Origin of the sequence: Rudaea sp., from assembly GCF_047601565.1 — a bacterium.
Classification (GTDB): Bacteria; Pseudomonadota; Gammaproteobacteria; order Xanthomonadales; family Rhodanobacteraceae; genus Rudaea.
Map to the genome: position 1 here is coordinate 3,370,812 of NZ_JASGIY010000001.1, position 21,001 is coordinate 3,391,812.

The 21,001-nt window shown below is 64.8% G+C and carries 17 protein-coding genes and 2 pseudogenes; 14 read left to right on the plus strand and 5 right to left on the minus strand.

The genetic code is table 11. The annotated features are described in order from the left end of the window. The first annotated feature begins 20 nt into the window (after positions 1-20). From QM741_RS14910 to QM741_RS14930, 5 genes are read left to right on the plus strand one after another with little or no spacing between them, the layout of a single operon-like run. On the plus strand, positions 21-1,577 hold the full coding sequence (locus tag QM741_RS14910; RefSeq protein WP_415208456.1) for a long-chain-fatty-acid--CoA ligase: 1,557 nt from the start codon (positions 21-23) through the stop codon (positions 1,575-1,577). A gap of 28 nt (positions 1,578-1,605) precedes the next feature. Continuing rightward, complete coding sequence (locus QM741_RS14915; protein ID WP_415208457.1) at positions 1,606-3,144, plus strand: enoyl-CoA hydratase-related protein; 1,539 nt, start codon at positions 1,606-1,608, stop codon at positions 3,142-3,144. Continuing rightward, positions 3,141-3,596, plus strand: a complete 456-nt coding sequence (locus QM741_RS14920) for a MaoC family dehydratase N-terminal domain-containing protein (RefSeq protein WP_415208458.1) — start codon at positions 3,141-3,143, stop codon at positions 3,594-3,596. The genes QM741_RS14915 and QM741_RS14920 overlap by 4 nt, the downstream gene beginning before the upstream one ends. After that, positions 3,593-3,994: a MaoC/PaaZ C-terminal domain-containing protein gene (locus tag QM741_RS14925; protein ID WP_415208459.1), complete on the plus strand. Its 402-nt coding sequence runs from the start codon at positions 3,593-3,595 to the stop codon at positions 3,992-3,994. Before QM741_RS14920 ends, QM741_RS14925 begins: the two co-directional genes overlap by 4 nt. After that, positions 3,991-5,241, plus strand: a complete 1,251-nt coding sequence (locus QM741_RS14930) for an acetyl-CoA hydrolase/transferase family protein (protein ID WP_415208460.1) — start codon at positions 3,991-3,993, stop codon at positions 5,239-5,241. The genes QM741_RS14925 and QM741_RS14930 overlap by 4 nt, the downstream gene beginning before the upstream one ends. Here QM741_RS14930 and styC read toward each other — a convergent pair. Both styC and QM741_RS14940 read right to left on the minus strand, forming a co-directional pair. Beyond that, positions 5,238-5,714: a styrene-oxide isomerase StyC gene (styC, locus tag QM741_RS14935; protein ID WP_415208461.1), complete on the minus strand. Its 477-nt coding sequence runs from the start codon at positions 5,712-5,714 to the stop codon at positions 5,238-5,240. The two genes, QM741_RS14930 and styC, sit on opposite strands and share 4 nt — an antisense overlap. 20 nt (positions 5,715-5,734) lie before the next feature. Then, positions 5,735-6,763, minus strand: a complete 1,029-nt coding sequence (locus QM741_RS14940; protein WP_415208462.1) for an NADP-dependent oxidoreductase — start codon at positions 6,761-6,763, stop codon at positions 5,735-5,737. A 123-nt stretch (positions 6,764-6,886) separates the two neighbouring features. On the opposite strand from QM741_RS14940, the gene QM741_RS14945 reads away from it, so the two are divergent. From QM741_RS14945 to QM741_RS14985, 9 genes and pseudogenes are all read left to right on the plus strand, one after another. Beyond that, positions 6,887-7,501, plus strand: coding sequence for a MaoC/PaaZ C-terminal domain-containing protein (locus QM741_RS14945; protein ID WP_415208463.1), 615 nt, complete (start codon positions 6,887-6,889; stop codon positions 7,499-7,501). Next, positions 7,498-8,370: an HpcH/HpaI aldolase/citrate lyase family protein gene (locus tag QM741_RS14950; protein WP_415208464.1), complete on the plus strand. Its 873-nt coding sequence runs from the start codon at positions 7,498-7,500 to the stop codon at positions 8,368-8,370. Before QM741_RS14945 ends, QM741_RS14950 begins: the two co-directional genes overlap by 4 nt. 22 nt (positions 8,371-8,392) lie before the next feature. Then, a complete protein-coding gene (locus QM741_RS14955; protein WP_415208465.1) occupies positions 8,393-9,559 on the plus strand; it encodes an acyl-CoA dehydrogenase family protein in 1,167 nt (388 codons plus the stop codon). A 16-nt stretch (positions 9,560-9,575) separates the two neighbouring features. Further along, positions 9,576-10,748 carry an acyl-CoA dehydrogenase family protein gene (locus QM741_RS14960; protein ID WP_415208466.1) on the plus strand — a complete coding sequence of 391 codons (1,173 nt, stop codon included), beginning with the start codon at positions 9,576-9,578 and terminating at the stop codon, positions 10,746-10,748. Positions 10,749-10,767: 19 nt separating this feature from the next. Further along, positions 10,768-11,679: an SDR family oxidoreductase gene (locus QM741_RS14965; RefSeq protein WP_415208467.1), complete on the plus strand. Its 912-nt coding sequence runs from the start codon at positions 10,768-10,770 to the stop codon at positions 11,677-11,679. A 10-nt stretch (positions 11,680-11,689) separates the two neighbouring features. Next, positions 11,690-15,292 carry a methylmalonyl-CoA mutase family protein gene (locus QM741_RS14970; protein WP_415208468.1) on the plus strand — a complete coding sequence of 1,201 codons (3,603 nt, stop codon included), beginning with the start codon at positions 11,690-11,692 and terminating at the stop codon, positions 15,290-15,292. A gap of 75 nt (positions 15,293-15,367) precedes the next feature. Next, complete coding sequence (locus QM741_RS14975) at positions 15,368-16,114, plus strand: electron transfer flavoprotein subunit beta/FixA family protein (protein ID WP_415208469.1); 747 nt, start codon at positions 15,368-15,370, stop codon at positions 16,112-16,114. 157 nt (positions 16,115-16,271) lie between these two features. Then, positions 16,272-17,210, plus strand: a complete 939-nt coding sequence (locus QM741_RS14980) for an electron transfer flavoprotein subunit alpha/FixB family protein (RefSeq protein WP_415208470.1) — start codon at positions 16,272-16,274, stop codon at positions 17,208-17,210. 90 nt (positions 17,211-17,300) lie between these two features. After that, a pseudogene (locus tag QM741_RS14985) lies at positions 17,301-18,537 on the plus strand (electron transfer flavoprotein-ubiquinone oxidoreductase). Positions 18,538-18,710: 173 nt separating this feature from the next. On the opposite strand, the pseudogene QM741_RS14990 reads toward QM741_RS14985, so the two are convergent. The 3 genes and pseudogenes from QM741_RS14990 to QM741_RS15000 form a co-directional block, all read right to left on the minus strand. After that, positions 18,711-18,836 (minus strand): annotated as a pseudogene (locus tag QM741_RS14990) (short-chain fatty acyl-CoA regulator family protein); the annotation flags it as partial. Positions 18,837-19,158: 322 nt separating this feature from the next. Next, positions 19,159-20,268: an HNH endonuclease gene (locus QM741_RS14995; RefSeq protein WP_415208471.1), complete on the minus strand. Its 1,110-nt coding sequence runs from the start codon at positions 20,266-20,268 to the stop codon at positions 19,159-19,161. Positions 20,269-20,312: 44 nt separating this feature from the next. Next, entirely contained in the window at positions 20,313-20,669 is a 357-nt protein-coding gene (locus tag QM741_RS15000) for a hypothetical protein (RefSeq protein WP_415208472.1), read from the minus strand. Between the last annotated feature and the right edge of the window lie 332 nt (positions 20,670-21,001).

The following is a 21,001-nucleotide window of genomic DNA, read 5'->3' on the forward strand; positions in this document are numbered from 1 at the left end:
GAAGCGAACGGGAGGGAAACATGTGGCTGTATGCGGACATCCAATCGGTGCCGGACATCCTGCGGCACTACGCGCGGGCGCTGCCGGACAAGCAGGCCCTGCTTTGCGGCAGCTTCACGCGAACCTTCCGTGAACTCGACGAATTCACCTCGCGCGTCGCGCGCGCGCTGGTGACGGCGGGAGTGCGCGAAAACGACGTCGTCGCCTTCCTCGGCAAGAACTCGATCGCGTTCTTCGACGTGCTGTTCGGCGCGAGCAAGGCCGGCGCGACGGTGCTGCCGATGAACTGGCGTCTGCCGGCCACCGAACTCGGCCCGATCGCGGACGACTGCTCGCCGGTGCTGGCGTTCGTGGACAAGGAGTTCCTGCCCGTCATCGAACAGGTCAACGCCGGCCGCGCCGAACCGATCAAGGTGATTCCGGTCGACTCGATCGCAAGCGCGGACGGCGGGCTCGAAGCATGGGTGAAGGATTCGCCCGCACTCGATCCGATGCTGCCGGGCGATCCACGCAATACCGCCTTTCTCATCTACACCTCGGGCACGACCGGGTATCCCAAGGGCGTCGAGATCTCGCACCAGTCGCTGAACTACATGCGCCTGTGCGAGCACCTCGAGCCCACGCTGCAATGGCATGCCGACGACGTGCTGATGATGATCATGCCGAACTTCCACCTGCTCGGCACGGCGCTGCCGATCCAGTCGCTCTACAACGGCTGCACGGTGTCGATCATGCCGGTGATGGAGCCCGGCAAGCTGATCGAACTGATCGGCGCGACGCGGCCGACGATCCTCGTGCTGGCACCGACGGCGATCCAGATGGTGCTCGACCATCCGACCGCGAAGACCGCCGACTTCAGTTCGCTGCGCCTGGTCATGTATGCCTCGTCGCCGATCAACGCGCAGTTGCTCAAGCGTGGGCTGATCGAGATGAAATGCCATTTCATGCAGTTCTACGGCGCCACCGAGAGCTGCGGCGCGATGACGATCCTGCGCCCGGAGGAACACGACCTCGTCAATGAGGAGCGGCTGAAGTCGTGCGGCCGGCCGCTGCCGCTGATCGACTTCAGGATCGTCGACGCGGCGGGCAACGAACTGCCCGACGGCGAGATCGGCGAATTCCATTGCCGCACGCCCGCGATGTTCAGCGGCTATCTGCACCAGCCGCAGACGACCGCGGCCGTGCTCGACGATGGCTGGTACCGCACCGGCGATGCCGGTTACCGCGACCCCGCCGACGGCCTGCTCTACCTCGTCGATCGGGTCAAGGACATGATCGTCACCGGCGGCGAGAACGTCTATTCGGCGGAAGTGGAACAAGTCGTGCAGAAGCATCCGGCCGTGTCGTCCTGCGCGGTCGTCGGCGCGCCCGATTCGTACTGGGGCGAACGCGTCGTCGCCGTCGTCGTGCTCAAGCAGGGCGCGGTCGCCACGGAGGAGGAGATTATCGCCTTCTGCCGCGGCCAGATTGCCGGCTACAAAATTCCCAAGCAGGTGCGCATCGCGCCGACCCTGCCGCTGAGCAACACCGGAAAGATATTGAAGCGCGTGCTGCGCGAAACGCTGACGCAGCCGTGATCGGCCGCGCCACGAGATGGAGAAGAAAGTGGATGAACTGATTCGCACCCGCCTCGATGAGCAAGGCGTGCTGCTCGCGGCCATCGACATGCCCGGCCGGCGCATGAACGTGTTCTCGGCGGATCTGATCGACGCGTTCGACGCGCTGCTCGACCGCGTCGAGGGCGACGCCGCCGTGCGCTGCGTTGTGTTGACTTCGGCCAAGTCGACCTTCCTCGCCGGCGCCGACCTGGTCATGGTCGCGGGCTTTTCCGATTCCGCGCGCGTGCTCGACGAAGCCGGCATGGTGAAGCTGTGCGGCCGTCTCGGCCGGGTGTTCGTGCGCCTGGAAGATTCGGCGAAGCCCTGGGTCGCGGCCGTCAACGGCATTGCGCTCGGCGGCGGACTGGAACTGGCGATGGCGTGCCGCGAGCGCATCGTCGCCGACGATCCGCGCATCCAGATCGGCTTGCCGGAAGTGCGCTGGGGCCTGTTGCCCGGCGCCGGCGGCACGCAGCGCCTTCCCCGGCTCGCGGGATTCCGGCAAGGACTCGAACTGCTCTTGACGGGCCGCTCGCTCGCGCCGCAGGAAGCGGTCGCGCTCGGCGTGTTCGCGCAGGCCGTGCCGACGGGCGATCTCGTCGAATCGGCGCGGTCGCGCGCGTTGGCGCTGTGCGGCCGGAGCTACGACCTAGCGGCGAAATTCGCGCACCTCGCGCAAGCCGATGTGCCGGCGCATTCCGCGCAACAGGTGCGCGAGCTGGCCCGTTCGTTCGGCATCGACGACGAGCGCTTCGAGCACTATCCGGCGCATCGCGCGATTCTCAATTGCGTGCTGCTCGGCGCGCGGCACGATCTCGCCGGGGCGTCGGCGATCGAAATGCGCGAGTTCGTGCAGCTGATGTTCGATCCGGTCGCCGGCAACATGGTGCGCAGCCTTTTCATCAACCGCCAGCGCGCGGACAAGGAACTCGTCGCGCCCGCGGGCGTTGAAATTTCCAGGCTGCGTCACGGCGCGCTGTCCGACGAGTGGGGCAGGGCGCTCGGCAAGTCCGGGCTGCAGGTCGCGCCGGATGCCGCGCTGCCCGCCGGCACGATCGCGATCGAGGACGACGCGGGCGCGACGCAAGAGATTCGCGTCGCCGATCTGCGCGGCGCCGTTGCGGATGCGCAAGCGGTGCTGTCGCCTGCGGGCGAGTACGGGCGCGCGCTCGAGATCGTTGGCGTCGGAAAAGGCGCCGTGGCCGTGCTCGCCGCGCTTGCGGCGCGGCTGCGCGCGTTACCCTGGCCGACGCACGGCGCGAGCAGCGTGCTGGCCGCATTGAAAACCGCGGCGACGGATCGCCCCACGCCGGCGACGCTCGACGCACAAGCCGTTCTTGCACTGCGTCTCGTCGATGCGGGCGGCATCGACGAGCCGGTATTCCTCGACGTGGCTGCCTGCGCCGCGAGCGTCTCGCCGGCTTATACGGGCGGGCCGCTGACGTGGTTCGTGAACCATCGCGCACGCCTGCTCGAAACGCTGGAACCTGCGCTCAAGCAGGCGTGGGTTCGCATCGCGCCCAAACTTGGCGTCGGACCGGCATGATCGATCGCAGCTACATCGGCTACCGCACCACGCCGACGATCCACCGCGTCGAACCGTGGCGCGTCAAGCTGTTCTGCGAGGCGATCGGCGAAACCGATGCAGTGTTCTGGGACCGCGAAGCGGCGCGCGCGCGCGGCTTCGACGCCTGCCCCGTGCCGCCGACGTTCCTCAAGGCGATCGAAAGCGAACACTGCAACAGCGCCGACCTGCTCAAAATCATCGGCGTGCCGCTACGCGGCGTGCTGCATGCCGAGCAGCGCTTCGAGCACGAACACGCCGTGCATGCCGGCGACGATCTCGAAGTGTCACGCGAAATCCTCGACATCTACGACAAGCGCAACGGCGCGCTGCACTTCATCGTCATCGAAACGCGGTTCCGCCTGCGCGGCGAATCGGCCTGCCGCAGCATGCAGAACGTCGCCGTGCGCAATCCGGGGAGCGGGAAGCCGTGAACGCAACGCCATTCTTTCCCGAGCGCATCGAAATGGAAACGGCCCCGATCGGCGCCGTCGATCTCGCCCTGTTCGCGGCCGCCTCGGGCGACCACAATCCCTTGCACCTCGACGCCGACGTCGCGCGCGCGGCCGGCTTCGACAAACCATTGATCCACGGCATGCTGAGCATGGCCTGCGCCGGCCGCCTGTTCACTTCGCATTTCGGACCGGCCGCGGTGAAATCGCTGGACACGCGCTTCACCGGCGTCGCCAAGCTCGGCGAACGACTGCGTTTCGTTGCCCGACTCGTGCAACACAATGGCGCCACGGCCACCTATCAGGTGCAGGGGCAGACCCATGCGGGAGGCGAAGTCGTCACCGGCAGCGCCGCCATCGCCTTGCCGCCGGCGTCATGACGCGAGCCCTGCGCCGACTCACTGATGCGTTCTGCGCCGGCGAGCGCGTGTTCGTGCCGGCGCTGGCGGGCGAGTCGGCGCTGCTCGCATCCGAACTGCAAGCCGACCCGGAGCGCGCGCGCGACGTCGATTTCGTCGGCGTGCAATTTCCTGGCATCGACACGATCGACTATCTCGCCGTCCATCCGCGGGCGAGGGCGACGGCGTTCTTCATGTCGTCGTCGATCCGGCGCGGCCTTGCGGAGAACCGCGCGCAACTCCTGCATCACGACTATGCAAGCCTCGCGCGCTACCTGTCCACGGAGTTCACCGCGGACGTCGCGATCGCGCAGTTGAGTCCGCCGGACGCCGACGGCTTTTGCTCGGCCGGCCTGAGCGCCGATTTCCTGCCGCTGGCGTGGGCGCGCGCGAAGCGACGCATCGCGCACATCAATCCGCGCCTGCCGCGCACGGCGGGCACGTTCCGAGTCTGCTACGCCAACCTCGACGGCCACGTCGAGGCCGATGCGCCGTTGCTCGCCTACAGCGATCCCGCGATCGGCGACGCCGAGCGCTCGATCGCCGGATACGCGAGCACGCTGGTTCGCGACGGCGACACGCTGCAATTCGGCATCGGCACGGTACCGCTGGCGCTCGCCGCCGCCTTGCGCAGCCATCGCCGGCTGAAGCTGCACACCGGCATGGTGACCCGCGCGCACGCCGATCTGTGGGAGGCGGGCGCGCTCGACCGCTTCGCGCGCATCACCACCGGCGTCGCCCTCGGCGACGAGATGTTCCATGCGTTCGTCGGCACGCTGCCGAACCTGTGGTTCACCGACGTCGGCCAGACGCATGACAGCCGCGCCATCGCCGCGATCGAAAATTTCGTCGCAGTGAACAGCGCGGTCGAAGTGGACCTGTTCGGCCAGGTGAACTCCGAGGCGATCGACGGCAAGCTCGTCGCGGGCGCGGGCGGCTTGCCGGCTTTCGCGCATGGCGCATTGGCCTCGAAGGGCGGGCGCTCGCTGATCTGCCTGCGGTCAACGGCCGCCGGCGGCGGCGTTTCGCGCATCGTGCCGCGGCTGCGCGAAGGCGCACTGTGTACCTTGCCGCGCTATTGCGCCGACGTCTTCATCACCGAGAATGGCGTCGCGCGCGTGCGCGACCTGTCGCTGGACGCACGCGCCGAGGCGTTGATCGGCATCGCAGCGCCGGCGCATCGGCCGGCGCTGGTGGATGCGTGGGCGCAGATGCGCAAAAAATTCTAAGGCGACTTGCGCCACGCCTGCGCCGCGATCATCCCCACTGCGACGAGCGAAACGATCGCGAACACGAGCGCGGGCAGCAGGCCGACCACTCCGGCGAGGCTGGCCGGGCCGAAGTGGTTGTCGCCGAACGTCAGCGCGCGGTTCGGCGCCCACATCGCGGCCCAGTAGAATACCGTGTTCGCCCAGCCGGTGCCGACGATGAGCCAACCGATCCGGCCCGCTTTCTTTTCCGTGACGCCGAGCCCCGGCAGCAGCAGTGCGACGACGAAAATCAGCAGCGCGTTGAGGATGCCGCCGACGTGCGTGCGCGCCCATGAGGAAGGGTTGCCCGGCAGGCCGAAGTTCACGATGTGGCCCGGCCACAATTCGATGCCGCCGACCAAGGAAGCGAGCAGGCCGACCCCAGCCAGCATCGCGATGAGCAGGATCAGCGCGCCGTGCGCCACGAGCTTGCGTTGAAGTGGACTGAACATGGTTTCCTCCCGGATAAAAATCATGTGGATGTGATGTCGCCGATCTGGATGAGCCGCTTGCCGAGATTCTCGCCGCGATACAAACCGGCGATCGCATCGGGCGCGTGCTCGATGCCGTCGAGGATTTCCTCGACATGACACAGCTTTCCCTCGCGCAACCAGCTTGCGATCTGCTGGAACGCCTCCTGCTCACATTCCTTGTGGTCGAAGATGACGAAGCCTTGCATCGACGCGCGCTTGACCAGCAGGTGCCGTTCGACGCGCGGGCCGAGCGGCGGTGGATCCCAGTTTGCGATCGAGGCCGTGCCGCAGACGACGACGCGCGCGCCGCGGTTGAGGCGCTTGAGCACGGCGTCGCTGATGGGGCCGGCCGTGTTGTCGAAGTAGACATCCACGCCGCCCGCGCAGACCCGCGCCAATGCTTCCTCGAAATCCGGAGCCTTGTAGTCGACGGCCTCGTCGAAGTGGAACGTGTCGAGGCAGAGCCGCCGCTTCGCTTCGCCACCGGTGATGCCGACGGCGCGGCAGCCGAGAATGCGCGCGATTTGTCCCACGCAGGAGCCGACGGCGCCGGCCGCCGTCGACACGACGACCGTCTCGCCCGGGTTCGGCCGGCCGATCCGCGTCAGGCCGTAATGCGCGGCGGCGCCGTTGATGCCGAGTACGCCGAGCGAGAGCGAGAGCGGCAGGTCGCGTTCTTCGACGATGCGTCCGATTTCTTCCGGCAGCACCACCGCATGATCTTGCCAGCCGAACATTCCCGTGACCCAGGTGCCGACCGGTAGGTGCGCCACATTCGACGCTTGCACCACGCCCGCGGCGAACGAACGCATCACCGCGCCGATTGCGACCGGCTCGGAATAGTTGCCGACCGCGTTCACCCAGCCGCGCATCGCCGGCTCGACGGAGAGGAAGATGTTGCGCACGCGAACCGTGCCGGGCGCCAGTTGCGGAACCGGGCGCTCGACGATCTCGAAATGGCGGGCCTGCGGAATGCCCACGGGGCGTTCCTTCAGGATGACCTGGCGGTTGGTTGCGGTGGTCGTCACGGGTGGCGGCACTTGCGTAGATAGTACACATGCGTATAATAAACGATGTTGACCAGAAACAGAATCCGGCGGCACCGTTCGGGCTGCAACGCGGCGCAAAAAACCGGGACGTCGACGAGGTGAATGGGAGGGACTTCGGATGCGGGGCCACCGCGTCATCCGATCCCACGGGAATGGCGACGTACGCCACGTGATCCGCCCACTGGGCAGGTTCACCCGGCAGCGCGTCGGCTCGTCCCGGCCCAGGCGTACGCGTGGAATGGATACGATCGAGCGAGTCCAACAATGGCCGGTCTGTGGTTCGAGCAATTTGAAATGAATCGGGTTTTCGAGCACGAACTGCGCCGCACGCTGCTCGAATCGGACAACATGTGGTTCAGCAACGCGACGATGAATCCAGCGGCGATCCACATCGATGCCGAATACTGCAAGGGCACGGAATTCGGCAAGCCGCTGATGAACAGCATCTTCACGCTGGGACTCGTGATCGGCCTGTCGGTGCAGGATACGACGCTCGGTACGACCATCGCGAACCTCGGCATGACCGACGTGAAGTTTTCCGCGCCGGTGTTCGCCGGCGACACGATCCACGCGCGCACGACGGTGCTCGATCTGCGCGAAAGCAAGTCGCGCCCCAATGCCGGCATCGTCACCTTCCTGCACCAGGGCTTCAACCAGCGCGACATCGAAATCGCGACCTGCAAGCGCCAGGCGCTGATGCTGCGCAAGCCGGCATGAACGCACTGCGCTCGCTGCTGTTCGTTCCGGCAGATTCGCCGCGCAAGCTCGCCCGTGGGCTGGAGACGGCCGCGGACGTGCTGATCCTCGATCTGGAGGATGCCGTCGCCGCGAGTCGCAAGCTCGAGGCGCGCGCCGCCGCCGCCGCGTTCGTGGCCGAGCATGCGAACCGCGCCAAGAGCCGCCTGTTCGTGCGCATCAATCCGCTGTGCTCCGGCCTTGCGCTGGCCGATCTCGCCGCCGTCGTCGGCGCGGGGCTAGCCGGCATCGTTCTGCCGAAGACGCGCGAGGTCGCCGACATCGTGCGCGCGGCGCATTATCTGGATGCTCTCGAAGCACACGCGGGCTTGCCGGCGGGGCAAATCGGCATCTTGCCCGTGGCGACCGAAACCGCGCAGGCCATGTTGACTATGGATGGCTACCGCACGCCGCCGCCGCGCCTGGTTGGCGTCACTTGGGGCGCGGAGGATTTGTCCGCCGCCATCGGCGCGGCCTCGAACCGCGAGGACGATGGCGCGTATTCGTCTTTGTATCTACTGGCGCGTTCCATGTGCCTGTGTGCTGCCGCATCCAGCGGCGTCGGCGCGATCGACACGCTGCATGCCGACTTCCGCGATGCCGCCGGCCTCGAACGCGCCTGCCGCGAATCGCGTCGGCGCGGGTTCAAGGGACGCATCGCGATCCATCCGGATCAAGTCGAAATCATCAACACCGCGTATTCGCCGACCGAAGACGAATTGGCATCGGCGCGCCGCGTCGTCGCCGCGTTCGACGCCGGACCGGGCGCCGGGGTGGTCAGCATCGATGGCGTCATGTACGACCTGCCGCATCTCAAGCAGGCGCGCCTGACCCTGGGCCTGGAATCCTGAGCGAAACCAACGGGAGCATTACTTGGACTTCTCGATTTCCGAAGATCATCAGGCCATCCGCGACGGCGTCGCCGCCGTGGCCAAGTCGTTCGGCGACGACTACTGGCTGGCGCGCGACGAGGACGGCAAGTTCCCGTTCGAGTTCCATCAAGCGATGGCGCAAGCCGGCTGGCTCGGCATCACCATGCCGGTCGAATACGGCGGCTCCGGCCTCGGCGTCACGGAAGCCGCGATCATGATGCACGAGGTCGCCAGCCACGGCGGCGGCATGGCGGCGTCTTCCACCGTGCACATCAACCTGTTCGGCCCGCACCCGATCGTGGTATTCGGCAGCCACGAGCAGAAGCAGCGCTGGATTCCGCGCCTGATCGAAGGCAAGGATCAGGTCGCGTTCGGCGTCACCGAGCCGAACGCGGGGTTGAACACCACGGCGATCAAGACTTTCGCCGAGAAGGTGCCCGGCGGCTACAAGGTCAACGGGCAGAAGGTGTGGACGTCGACCGCGCAGGTCGCCAACAAGATCATGCTGCTGACCCGCACGACGAAACTCGAAGACTGCAAGCGCCCGACCGACGGCATCACGATCTTCTACACCGACCTTGACCGCAGCCGGATCGAAGTGCAGCGCATCCCGAAGATGGGGCGCAAGGCGGTCGATTCCAATTCGATCTTCATCGACGGCCTGTTCATTCCCGAGGAAGACCGCATTGGCGAGGAAGGCAAGGGCTTTTCCTACATCCTGCACAGCCTCAATCCCGAGCGCATCCTGATTGCGTCCGAGGCCATCGGCATCGGCCAGGATGCGCTGCGCCGCGCGGCGAAGTATGCGCGCGAGCGCGTCGTGTTCGACCGGCCCATCGGCCAGAACCAGGGCATCCAGCATCCGCTGGCCGAGCGCTGGATGGCGCTCGAAGCGGCGTGGGCGATGACGATGAAGGCGGCGTGGCTCTACGACAGCCACCAGCCCTGCGGCGCGGAGGCGAACACGGCCAAGTTCCTCGGTGCGCGCGCCGGCTATGAGGCGGCCGAGCGCGCGATCTTCACCCATGGCGGTTTTGGCTACGCGAAGGAATACCACGTCGAGCGTCTGTTCCGCGAAGTGACCGTGACGCGCATCGCGCCGATCACCGAGCAACTGATCCTGTCCTTCATCGCCGAGAAGGTTCTCGACCTTCCGAAGTCCTACTGAACGCCGGAGGCGTGAAATGATCAAGCGAGAGCTCTTCCAGGAAGAACACGAAGCCTTCCGCGACAGCGTGCGGCGCTTCTTCGAGAAGGAAGTCGCGCCGTTCCATGCCCAGTGGGAACATGACGGCATCGTGCCGCGCGAGCTGTGGCGCAAGGCCGGCGAGGCAGGCATGCTGTGCTGCACGGTGCCGGAGGAATATGGCGGCCTCGGGCTTGACTACCTGTTCGACGTGGTCGTGTTCGAGGAACTGGCGCGCTCCGGCTTCACCGGTCCGGGTTTCCTGATCCACGCGGATCTGGTCGCGACCTACATCAAGTCCTTCGGCAGCGATGCGCAGAAGAAACAGTGGCTGCCGCGGATGGTCACGGGCGAGGCGATCGGCGCTCTCGGCATGACCGAGCCGCACGCCGGCAGCGACCTGAAGGCGATCCGCACGCGCGCCGTCAAGGATGGCGACCACTACGTCATTTCCGGGCAGAAGGTGTTCATCTCCAACGGCCAGCTCTGCGACGTGATCGTGCTGGCGACCAAGACCGATAGCACCGCCGGCGCCAAGGGCGTGACCCTGTTCCTGATCGATACCAGCCTGCCGGGTTTCCGCCGCGGCAAGAACCTGGAAAAGCTCGGCATGAAGGCGCAGGACACCTCCGAACTGTTCTTCGACGAGATGCGCGTGCCGGCCTCGGCGATGCTCGGCGAGGAAGGCAAAGGCTTCGAGCTGATGATGACCAAGCTCGCGCAGGAACGGCTCGCGCAGGCGATCCGTTCGGCCGTGGTTTCCGAGCACGTCGTCGATTACACGGTGGCCTACACGGCCGAGCGCAAGGCGTTCGGCAAGACCATCGGCGATTTCCAGAACACCCAGTTCAAGCTGGCCGAACTAAAAACCGAAGCCGTGATCGGCCGGGTCTTCACCGACCGCTGCATCCAAGCCTTCATGCGCGGCGAACTCGACGCCGAGGACGCCGCGATGGCCAAGATGTGGCTGTCGAACCTGCACTGCAAGATCGTCGACGAGTGCCTGCAACTGTTCGGCGGCTGGGGTTACATGTGGGAATACCCGATTTCCCGCGCCTACGCCGACGCGCGCATCGTCAAGATCGCCGGCGGCTCGATCGAGGTGATGAAGCACATCATCGGGCGCAAGCTGTTTGCGGATTACCGCAAGCACCACGGCGGCGGTCACTGAAACGACGAGAGGAAAGTGCATGAACACGAACGCGCAAGGGCCGTTCCGCGGCGATGTGCTACAGGGCAAACGCATTCTCGTCACCGGCGGCGGGACGGGATTGGGCAAGGAATTCTCCCGCACGTTCAGCGCGCACGGCGCTGCCGTCCACATCTGCGGACGCCGCCGGGAAGTGCTCGAAGCCACGGTGGCGGATTTGAACGCCACCGCGGCGCATGGCGGTTCGGTCCACTACCACATTTGCGACGTGCGCCAGCCGGAGCAGATCGATGGCATGGTCGATGCGATCTGGAAGCAGGGCCCGCTGACCGGCCTGATCAACAATGCGGCGGCGAACTTCATTTCCCCGTCGGCCGAAATCAGCCCGCGCGGCTTCGACGCGGTGCGCTCGACCGTGCTTGACGGTGCGCTGCATTCCACACTGGCCTGCGGCCGCCGCTGGATCGCGCAGGGCCTGCCGGGTTCGGTGGTCAGCGTGCTCGTAACTTGGATCTGGACCGGTTCGCCCTTCGTGTTGCCGTCGGCCATGTCGAAGGCCGCGCTGCACGCGATGACGATGTCTCTGGCGGTGGAGTGGGGCAAGCACAACGTACGCGTGAACGCCGTCGCCCCCGGCGCTTTTCCCACCGAGGGCGCATGGGAAAAGCTTGCTCCGATTCCCAAGGCGAACGTCGGCGCGGCGTCCGACGCACAGGTGCCGATGGGCCGCTACGGCCGCATGAGCGAGCTGTGCAACCTGATGCTGTTCCTGCAGGCCGACGGGACCGAATACCTGACCGGCCAGACCATCGCGATCGACGGCGGCCATCATCTGGCCGCGCCGAGCACGTTCGCGGAGATGGAAAAGATGACTGCGGAAGACTGGGCGCAGGCGCGCGACATCGTGCGCGCAAAGGCGGTCAAGGAAAAGGCCCAACGCACGCAATCCTGAGGATCCAACCATGAGCACCGTCGCATCGACACTGCCCTCGGCGAACGAGTCTGCCGAGGCGTCACCGCTGCGCTTCGTCACCGCGGCGAGCCTGTTCGACGGCCATGACGCCGCGATCAACATCATGCGCCGGCTGATCCAGGCGCTGGGCGCGGAAGTCATCCATCTCGGCCACAACCGCAGCGTCGAAGACGTCGTGCGCGCGGCGCTGCAGGAAGACGCCGACGCGATCGCGCTGTCGAGCTACCAAGGCGGCCACGTCGAGTATTTCAAGTACATGGTCGACATGCTGCGCGAGAAAGGCGCGGCGCATATCCGTGTGTTCGGCGGCGGCGGCGGCACGATCACGCCCGAGGAAATCGCCGAGCTACAGGCTTACGGCGTCGAGCGCATTTATCACCCGAACGACGGCATGCACCTGGGCCTCGTGCAGATGATCGAGGACGTAGTCGCGCGCGCGCGCAAGGCCGCGGACGCGCGCCTGAGCGGCGAAGCGAAGACGCATGCAGCGCAAGCCAAGGTCGCGATCGACGACGAGATCGCCGTCGGCCACGCGCTGACCGCGATCGAGGAAGGCCGCCACGACGAAGCCGGGCTTGCGCGCCTGCGCAAGGAATGGCAGATCGCAGGCGGCAAGACGCCGGTCATCGGCATCACCGGCACCGGCGGCGCGGGCAAGTCGAGCGCGGTGGATGAGCTCGTGTTGCGTTTCCTGCATGCGTTCCCGCAGATGCGCATCGCCGTGCTCGCGGTCGATCCGACGCGGCGCCGCTCGGGCGGCGCGCTGCTTGGCGACCGCATCCGCATGAACTCGTTGCGCTCGCATCGCGTGTTCATGCGCTCGATGGCGACGCGCCGCCAGCACGCGGCGACCAGTGCGGTGCTCAAGGACAGCATCGCGTTCCTCAAAGGGCAGGGCTACGACCTCGTCATCGTCGAGACTGCGGGCATCGGCCAGTCCGACTCCGAGATCGTCGACCTCGTCGATTTCCCGATCTACGTGATGACGAGCGACTACGGCGCGGCGAGCCAGCTCGAGAAGATCGACATGCTCGACTTCGCCGAACTCGTCGTGCTCAACAAGTACGACAAGCGCGGCGCCGAGGATGCGCTGCGCGACGTGCGCAAGCAGTGGAAGCGCAATCGCGTCGCGTTCACGCTCAAGGACGAAGACGTGCCCGTCTACCCGACCATCGCGAGCCAGTTCAACGATCCCGGCGTGACCTGGATGTTCGTCAATCTGTGCCGCCTGCTGCGCGAGAAGCTGCCGGGGATCGCCTCGAAACATTGCGACTTCGCTCCGCAACTCGACACCTCGCTCAAGGAACCGCGCGCGACCGTGCTGATCCCCGGCGCGCGCGTGCGCTACCTCGCCGAGATCGCCGAAGGCGGCCGCGGTATCAATGCGCAAATCGTGCGTCAGGCCGAGAGCGCCGACCGCGCGCAGGCGCTGTGGACTGCGCTGAAGGAACTCGGCGACCCGCATCTTCCGAAGGCGCTGGATTTGTATGCTCCTGATTCCCTTCTCCCCCCGGGAGAAGGTGCCCGAAGGGCGGATGAGGGAAGGGCCTCGCAAGATGCCATTCCGCACCAAACGGGTGTGGCTCTTCCCTCATCCGGCGCTGCGCGCCACCTTCCCCCGGCGGGGGAAGGGAAGCAACACGATTTGCTGCTTCCCCTGCGCCGACACTACAACGACGCAATCAAGGCGCTCAGCAGCGACGCGCTCAACCTCCTGCGCGAATGGCCCGCGCGGCTCAAATCGATCACCGACGACCACTACACCTACCTCGTGCGCGGCAAGCCGGTCGACGGCGACAACTACGTCGAATCGCTCTCGCACCAGAAAGTGCCGAAGGTTGCCGCGCCGACCTACAAGAGCTGGGGCGAACTCGTCACCTTCCTGATGAAGGAAAACCTGCCCGGCGCGTACCCGTACACGGGCGGCATCTACCCGTACCGGCGCACCGGCGAAGATCCGCTGCGCATGTTCGCGGGCGAGGGCACGCCCGAGCGCACCAACCGCCGCTTCCACTACCTCTCGCAGGGGCAGAAGGCGACGCGCCTCTCGACCGCGTTCGACTCGGTTACGCTGTACGGCGAAGACCCGCATCGACGCCCCGACATCTACGGCAAGATCGGCAACTCGGGCGTCAACATCCCCACGCTCGACGACATGAAGAAGCTGTACTCCGGCTTCGACCTGGCCGCGCCGAGCACCTCGGTGTCGATGACGATCAACGGTCCCGCTCCGATCATCCTTGCGATGTTCATGAACACCGCGATCGATCAGCAGGTCGAGAAATACCTCAAGGCCGATGCCGCGCGCTGGGCCGAAGCGGAATCGAGGATCGCCGAACTTTACAAAGGCAAGACGCAACCGACCTACGGCGGCGACCTGCCCGCCGGAAACAATGGCCTCGGCCTGGGCCTGCTCGGCGTCACCGGCGACCAACTCGTCGATGCCGAAACCTACGCGCGCATCAAGGCCGAAACCCTCGCTGCCGTGCGCGGCACCGTGCAGGCCGACATCCTCAAGGAAGACCAGGCGCAAAACACCTGCATCTTCTCGACCGAATTCGCGCTGCGCATGATGGGCGACATCCAGCAGTATTTCGTCGACCACAAGGTACGCAACTTCTACTCGGTGTCGATCTCGGGCTACCACATCGCCGAGGCCGGCGCGAACCCGATCTCGCAGCTCGCCTTCACGCTGTCGAACGGCTTCACCATCGTCGAGTACTACCTCGCGCGCGGCATGCGCATCGACGACTTCGCCCCAAACCTGTCGTTCTTCTTCTCCAACGGCATGGACCCGGAATACAGTGTCATCGGCCGCGTCGCACGGCGCATCTGGGCGCGCGCCATGCGCGAGCGCTACGGCGCCAACGAGCGCAGCCAGATGATGAAGTACCACATCCAGACGAGCGGACGTTCGCTGCACGCGCAGGAAATCCAGTTCAACGACATCCGCACCACCTTGCAGGCGCTGTACGCGCTGTTCGACAACTGCAACAGCCTGCACACCAACGCCTACGATGAAGCGATCACCACGCCGACCGAAGAATCTGTGCGCCGTGCCGTCGCCATCCAGCTCATCATCAACCGCGAACTCGGCCTCAACTTCTGTGAAAATCCTTGGCAAGGCAGCTTCATCATCGACAAGCTCACCGACATCGTCGAAGAAGCCGTCTACAAGGAGTTCGAGGCGATCAGCGAACGCGGCGGCGTGCTCGGCGCGATGGACACCATGTACCAGCGCGGGAAAATTCAAGAAGAGTCGTTGTACTACGAACACAAGAAGCATGACGGCAGCCTGCCGCTGATCGGCGTCAACACCTTCCTGCCCAAGGAGCACGGTGGTGACATCACCACGACGATCGAACTGATCCGCTCGACCATCGAGGAGAAGGGGCAGCAGATTGCCAATGTCGGTGCGTTCCAGAAGAACCGAAACGGTCTCGCCCCGGAAAGTCTCAAGCGCCTTCAGCAGGTGGCGCGCGATCGCAAGAACGTGTTCGAGCAGTTGGTCGAGGCGGTCAAGTACAACTCCGAAGGGCAGATCAGCCACGCGCTTTACGAGGTGGGTGGCGAGTACCGTCGCAACATGTAGCGCCAACGCCCCCGGAAGGGTTCGGCTCCTGGTCCACGCAGCGATTTGAACGACAAAGAAGGGCTCATTGCCGGCATGAAAATTCTCGTAGCATACAAGCGCGTCGTCGATTACAACGTGCGCATCCAGGTGAAGCCCGACGGTTCGGGCGTGGTGACGGACGGCGTGAAGCTGTCGGCCAATCCGTTCGACGACATCGCGCTCGAAGAGGCGCTGCGCCTGCGCGAGAAAGGCATCGCGACGGAAGTGATCGTCGCCACGATCGCGCCGGCCGATGCGCAGGCGCATTTGCGCAACGGTCTCGCGATGGGCGCGAATCGCGCGATCCACGTCGTCACGAGCGAGGCGATCCAGCCGCTGACCGCCGCGCGCGTGCTGCTCAAGCTGATCGAAAAGGAACAGCCGCAGATCGTCCTGCTCGGCAAGCAGGCGATCGACGACGACTGCAACCAGACCGGGCAGATGCTGGCCGCACTTTGGAATCGGCCACAAGCCACGTTTGCGTCCAAGGTTGAAGTGAGCGGCAACGCGGCGAAGGTCACGCGCGAAGTCGATGCGGGCCTCGAGACGATCGAAGTCGACCTGCCGGCCGTCATCACCACGGACCTGCGCCTCAACGAACCGCGCTTCATCAAGCTGCCGGACATCATGAAGGCCAAGTCCAAGCCGCTGGAGACACTGCAACTGGCGGACCTCGGCGTCGCCTCGGGCGATATGCTCAAGACCACTAGCTACGCGCCACCGGCCAAACGCAGCAAGGGCGTGATGGTCAAGGACGCCGCCGAACTCGTCGCCGCGCTGAAAACCAAAGGATTGCTCTAGCTTCCCTTCTCCCACCGGGAGAAGGTGCCCGAAGGGCGGATGAGGGAAAAGCCTCGCCGCATTTCAAGGCACTACAAAGTGTAAGGCTCTTCCCTCATCCGGCGCTGCGGCTCTCGCGGCTTCTCCCGGCGGGAGAAGGAAAACAAAGGAAACTCCGATGTCGAAAGTTCTCATCCTCGCCGAACACCTCAACGGCAAACTCAATCCGAGCACCGCGCGCTGCGTGAGTTGCGCGCAGGCGATCAAAGCCGAGGCGATCGACGTGCTCGTGCTCACGGATGCGCCCGATGCGATTGCCGCGGAAGCGGCGAAGATCGCGGGCGTGACGAAAGTGCTCACGGTGACGAACGCGGCCAATGCGCACGCGCTCGCGGCCATCTACGCGCCGCAGGTCGTCGAAGCGGCCAAGGGTTATACGCATGTGCTCGCACCCTCGACCACGTTCGGCAAGGACGTCGCCCCGCGCGTCGCCGCGCTGCTCAGCGTGGGTCAGGTCAGCGACATCATGAGCGTGGCCGATGCGCACACGTTCACGCGGCCGATCTATGCGGGCAATGCCATCGTCACCGTGCAGGCGCCGGCCGACCAGATTCTCGTCGCCACCGTGCGCACGGCCTCGTGGCCAGCCGCGGCAAACGGCGGCAGCGCGCCGGTCGAAGCACTGAGCGTCAACGTCGAACTGCCCACGCACACGCGCTTCGTCGAACTGGCGCAGGGCAAGAGCGACCGGCCGGACCTGCAAAGCGCCTCGAAGGTCGTCTCCGGCGGCCGCGGCGTCGGCTCGGCGGAGAACTTCGCCATCGTCTTCAAGCTCGCCGACAAGATCGGCGCGGCGGTCGGCGCCTCGCGCGCGGCGGTCGATGCGGGCTACGTGCCGAGCGACATGCAGGTCGGCCAGACCGGCAAGATCATCGCGCCGGAACTGTACGTCGCCATCGGCATCTCCGGCGCGATCCAGCACCTGACCGGCATCAAGGACGCCGGCACGATCGTGGCGATCAACAAGGACGCCGAAGCGCCGATTTTCGAGGTCGCCGACATCGGTCTCGTCGGAGACTTGTTCAAGATCATTCCCGAGATCGAGGCGGCGATTTAGCAGCCCGATCTTCGCGGCATTTCCTTTCAGAGCGAACCCCGAGTGAGAACCTCCGCAGAACTCCTGGCCTCGCACGGCCCGCGCGAATCGATGGAATACGACGTCGTCGTGGTCGGCGCGGGGCCGGCTGGGCTCGCCACGGCGATCCGCCTGAAGCAGCTTGCCGCGCAGGCGGGGCGCGAGGTGTCGGTGTGCGTGATCGAGAAGGGTTCCGAACCCGGCGCACACATTCTCTCCGGCGCGATCATGGATCCCGGCGCGCTGACCGAACTCTTCCCCGACTGGGCGCAGCGATCCGCAGAGCTACGGCATCGGCATCAAGGAACTCTGGCAGGCGGCGCCGGGCCGCCATCGGCCTGGACTCGTCGTCCACACGGCCGGGTGGCCGCTGGATTCGGATACCTACGGCGGTTCGTTCCTGTATCACGCCGAGGACGGAAAAATCGCCGTCGGCTTCGTCGTCGGGCTCGACTACAAAAATCCCTGGTTGAGTCCGTTCGAGGAGTTCCAGCGCTTCAAGACGCACCCCGCCATCCGCGCGCACCTCGAAGGCGGGCAACGCATCGCCTACGGCGCGCGCGCGATCACCGCGGGCGGCATCTTGTCGCTGCCGAAGACGGTGTTCCCCGGCGGCGCGCTGGTGGGCTGCGAAGCGGGCTATCTCAACGCCAGCCGCATCAAGGGCAGCCATGCGGCGATCAAGACCGGCATGCTCGCGGCCGACGCGGCGTTCGACGCCCTCGGCGCCGGGCGCGCGAACGACGAACTGGCCGCCTATCCGGCCGCGTTCGAACGCAGTTGGCTGCATGTGGAGCTGTTGCGCGCCAAGAACTTCAAACAGTGGTTCAAGAAGGGGCGCACCGTGGCCACATTGATGACCGGCGTGGAGCAGTGGCTGCTGCCGAAACTGGGCCTGCGCAGTCCGCCGTGGACGATCCATCGGAAGAAGCCCGACCATGCCTGCCTCGAACCTGCGTCGAAGCACGCAAGGATCGACTATCCGAAGCCGGACGGCGTCGTGAGCTTCGATCGCCTCGGTTCGGTGTATCTGTCGAGCACGAACCACGACGAGGACCAGCCGAGCCACCTGACGTTGAAGGATCCGTCCGTGCCCGTCTGCGTCAACTGGAAGCAGTATGCCGGCCCCGAATTGCGCTACTGCCCGGCGGGCGTGTACGAGTTCGTCGGCGTCGACGAAGGGCAGCCGCGGCTGCAGATCAATGCGCAGAACTGCGTGCATTGCAAGACCTGCGACATCAAGGATCCGACACAGAACATCGTGTGGATCGCGCCGCAAGACGGCGGCCCGAACTACGCGGGCATGTAGTGGCATCTACAGCGTCTGCCCGAAACCAGATTGGATGGAGCAAAAACGCGCGTTGTTTCGCAGGGCGATCGCAGTGGGAGCGGCTACACCTGAGTAATGGCTTCGTGGCAGTTCTAATGTTGCCGGCCAGTCGGTGTGAGATGCAGCGCGGGGAAGGCGCGCTGTCGACAGCCTCAACGTTCGCAAACCTTGCAGCCGGGGCCGATGGCGGTGGCCGCGCTCATGTCGTTGATGTCGAGGCCGCGCGAATAGATCAGGCGTTTCGCGTGCCGTAAATCACAACCGAGGGCGACGGCGAAGCCCATGTTTGTCTATTCTTTTGATGGGATATCGCTGGGCACGGGTTCAGGCGATTGCGATTAGGGAACCTTATCGCGGGTAGGGAAAGGGAAGGGCAGCTATCGATAGAGCAGACATCCACATTGTGATCGCCTCGATCGCAACGCCTTGGACTACTTCACAGTTGATGCAGAGGGCTTGTTGGTGGACCGGCCGTCGATCAGGACAATGTGCTTGACCTTATCGACTTTCAGCTCCTGCAAGATCTTTTCACCCGCTTCCACTCGCTATCGGTGAAGTAAATGATCACCGTGATAGACGACGACGTATCGTTGGCACTAACTACGGCAAAGGCAGTTGCATTGCCAATTCAAAGGCCTGGTCACCATTGCGCTCGTAGATGTGGTACGTCGGCATATAGTTGAGTGTGATCGCTGCACCGAAATGGACGGCGAGTGAGGCCGGCATGACCGGTATGACATGTACGGAACGATCTGCTCGCAAATGGGATTCCAACTCGGACACACACGCTCGCGCGGCATCATGAAACGCCGGGCCGACAAGCGGGCCTTGCACAAGCTCGTGTCCAGGCTCGTCGACAGTGAACTCGACGACGCGTGGCCTAGGATCATCCGGGAACACCGCCAGGACGTCTGCTATCGGCACACGCACGGACAACGAAAACACCAAAACGAGTGGCCCATCGCCCTCTAGGGGCGTAGTCGCATTCCATTTGAAGGCTGGTGCTTTCGCTGCAAGATCAGCCCATAGCCAGCGCCCGTCTCGTCGGCGTGGTTGAAACACATGAAGTGCACAACGGTTACCGACAAGTGTTCCTGCTGCAATGAGCGACGACATGTCTGCGCGGCCGAAGAGAGCGATCGCCGAAAGGGGCCCCTGATCCGCGGAGCGGCCATCAAGCTGACCTTCCAATACGAACCGCAGGCGACGCATCTGTGTCGCCCAGTACTCGTTAGTACGACCTCCGTGTTCAGCCGGATCGCCGAGATCGATCCGAAATACGTCGTCGCGGCCGCGGACCAGTCCTACCTGGAGCATCGCCTCTGCAATCAGATTGTCGGTAATTTCGTTCGGGGTATCCCGAATCTTGCTAGTAAGAGCAATCGGCAAGGCTTGCGCCGAAGCGGGATATCTCGCAGCAGCACGCACACGTTCTTCGTGCCACTGTTTGGCTCGACGCAAAAGTTCGACCGAATAGGCGGTTTCGTCTTTGTCTACTTTCGTATGACACGACGGGCACAACAAGACAATGTTGTCCGGATCCTTTGCCAGCTCGGGCGATGCAACGACATCGCCTCGGGCTGCGTCAGGTCGAGCTCCAATGATATGTGCCAATTCGCCCCATGCGACACGCTTTAACGTTCGGACATCTTGCGCGAGGTCGGTACCACAGAGCGCGCACGCGCCTCCTGCCCGCGCCCACAGATACATTCTGTCGTAGGTTGCCAGTTGCTCGCGGCCTTGGGAGCATCGCCTCATGCCACGGCTCCCGAGGAAGTCATCGGTCGCTGGCGAAGCCAGCGTTCACTCAAGCGTCGGCTATAACCTCGCGAGCGTCCGGATTCAGGATGCTCACCGCCACCGTGCCATTCACCGGTACCGAGCCACAACTCGTAGTGAAAAAGCCATTCGGCAGTCCAGGGAACGATTGTGTCGACGATTCGCATTTGGCGTGTCCATTCGTAACGATCTGGATGGAACAGACAAAGGCTGGCCGGATGTCTCATTGGCGGATACAGGTGCGGCGGCTCCTTGCCATGCGCGAGTTCGAATAAATTCGGCGTTAGCACTTGAATCTTTGGACTCCCGCCGTTCTTATAGGCGATGCTCACGCGGTACTGCCGCGAAGCGGGAAGGGGACGGATATCGAATGCGGCCTCGAAACTGTGAGGACCCAATCGACCTGTCCAACCTTCCAAATGGGCATACCTGAGCGCTGCCCATTGCTGAGCCGCCGTTAGCTTCGAACGATGAATGCTCGGCTTAGCCACCGAAATTGGTATGCGGTTGAACTCGAGTGCCGATCGCTGCCGAGGTTGCCGTAAGTCCAGAGCTAGTCAGCCGAAGCCCTCCGGCTTCACGAACCTTCAGCATGTGGTCTCCGTAGTCCTTCACAACGCCCTTTGTAGCTGTCTCTCCGAACGCTTCACGGAATTGTTCGATC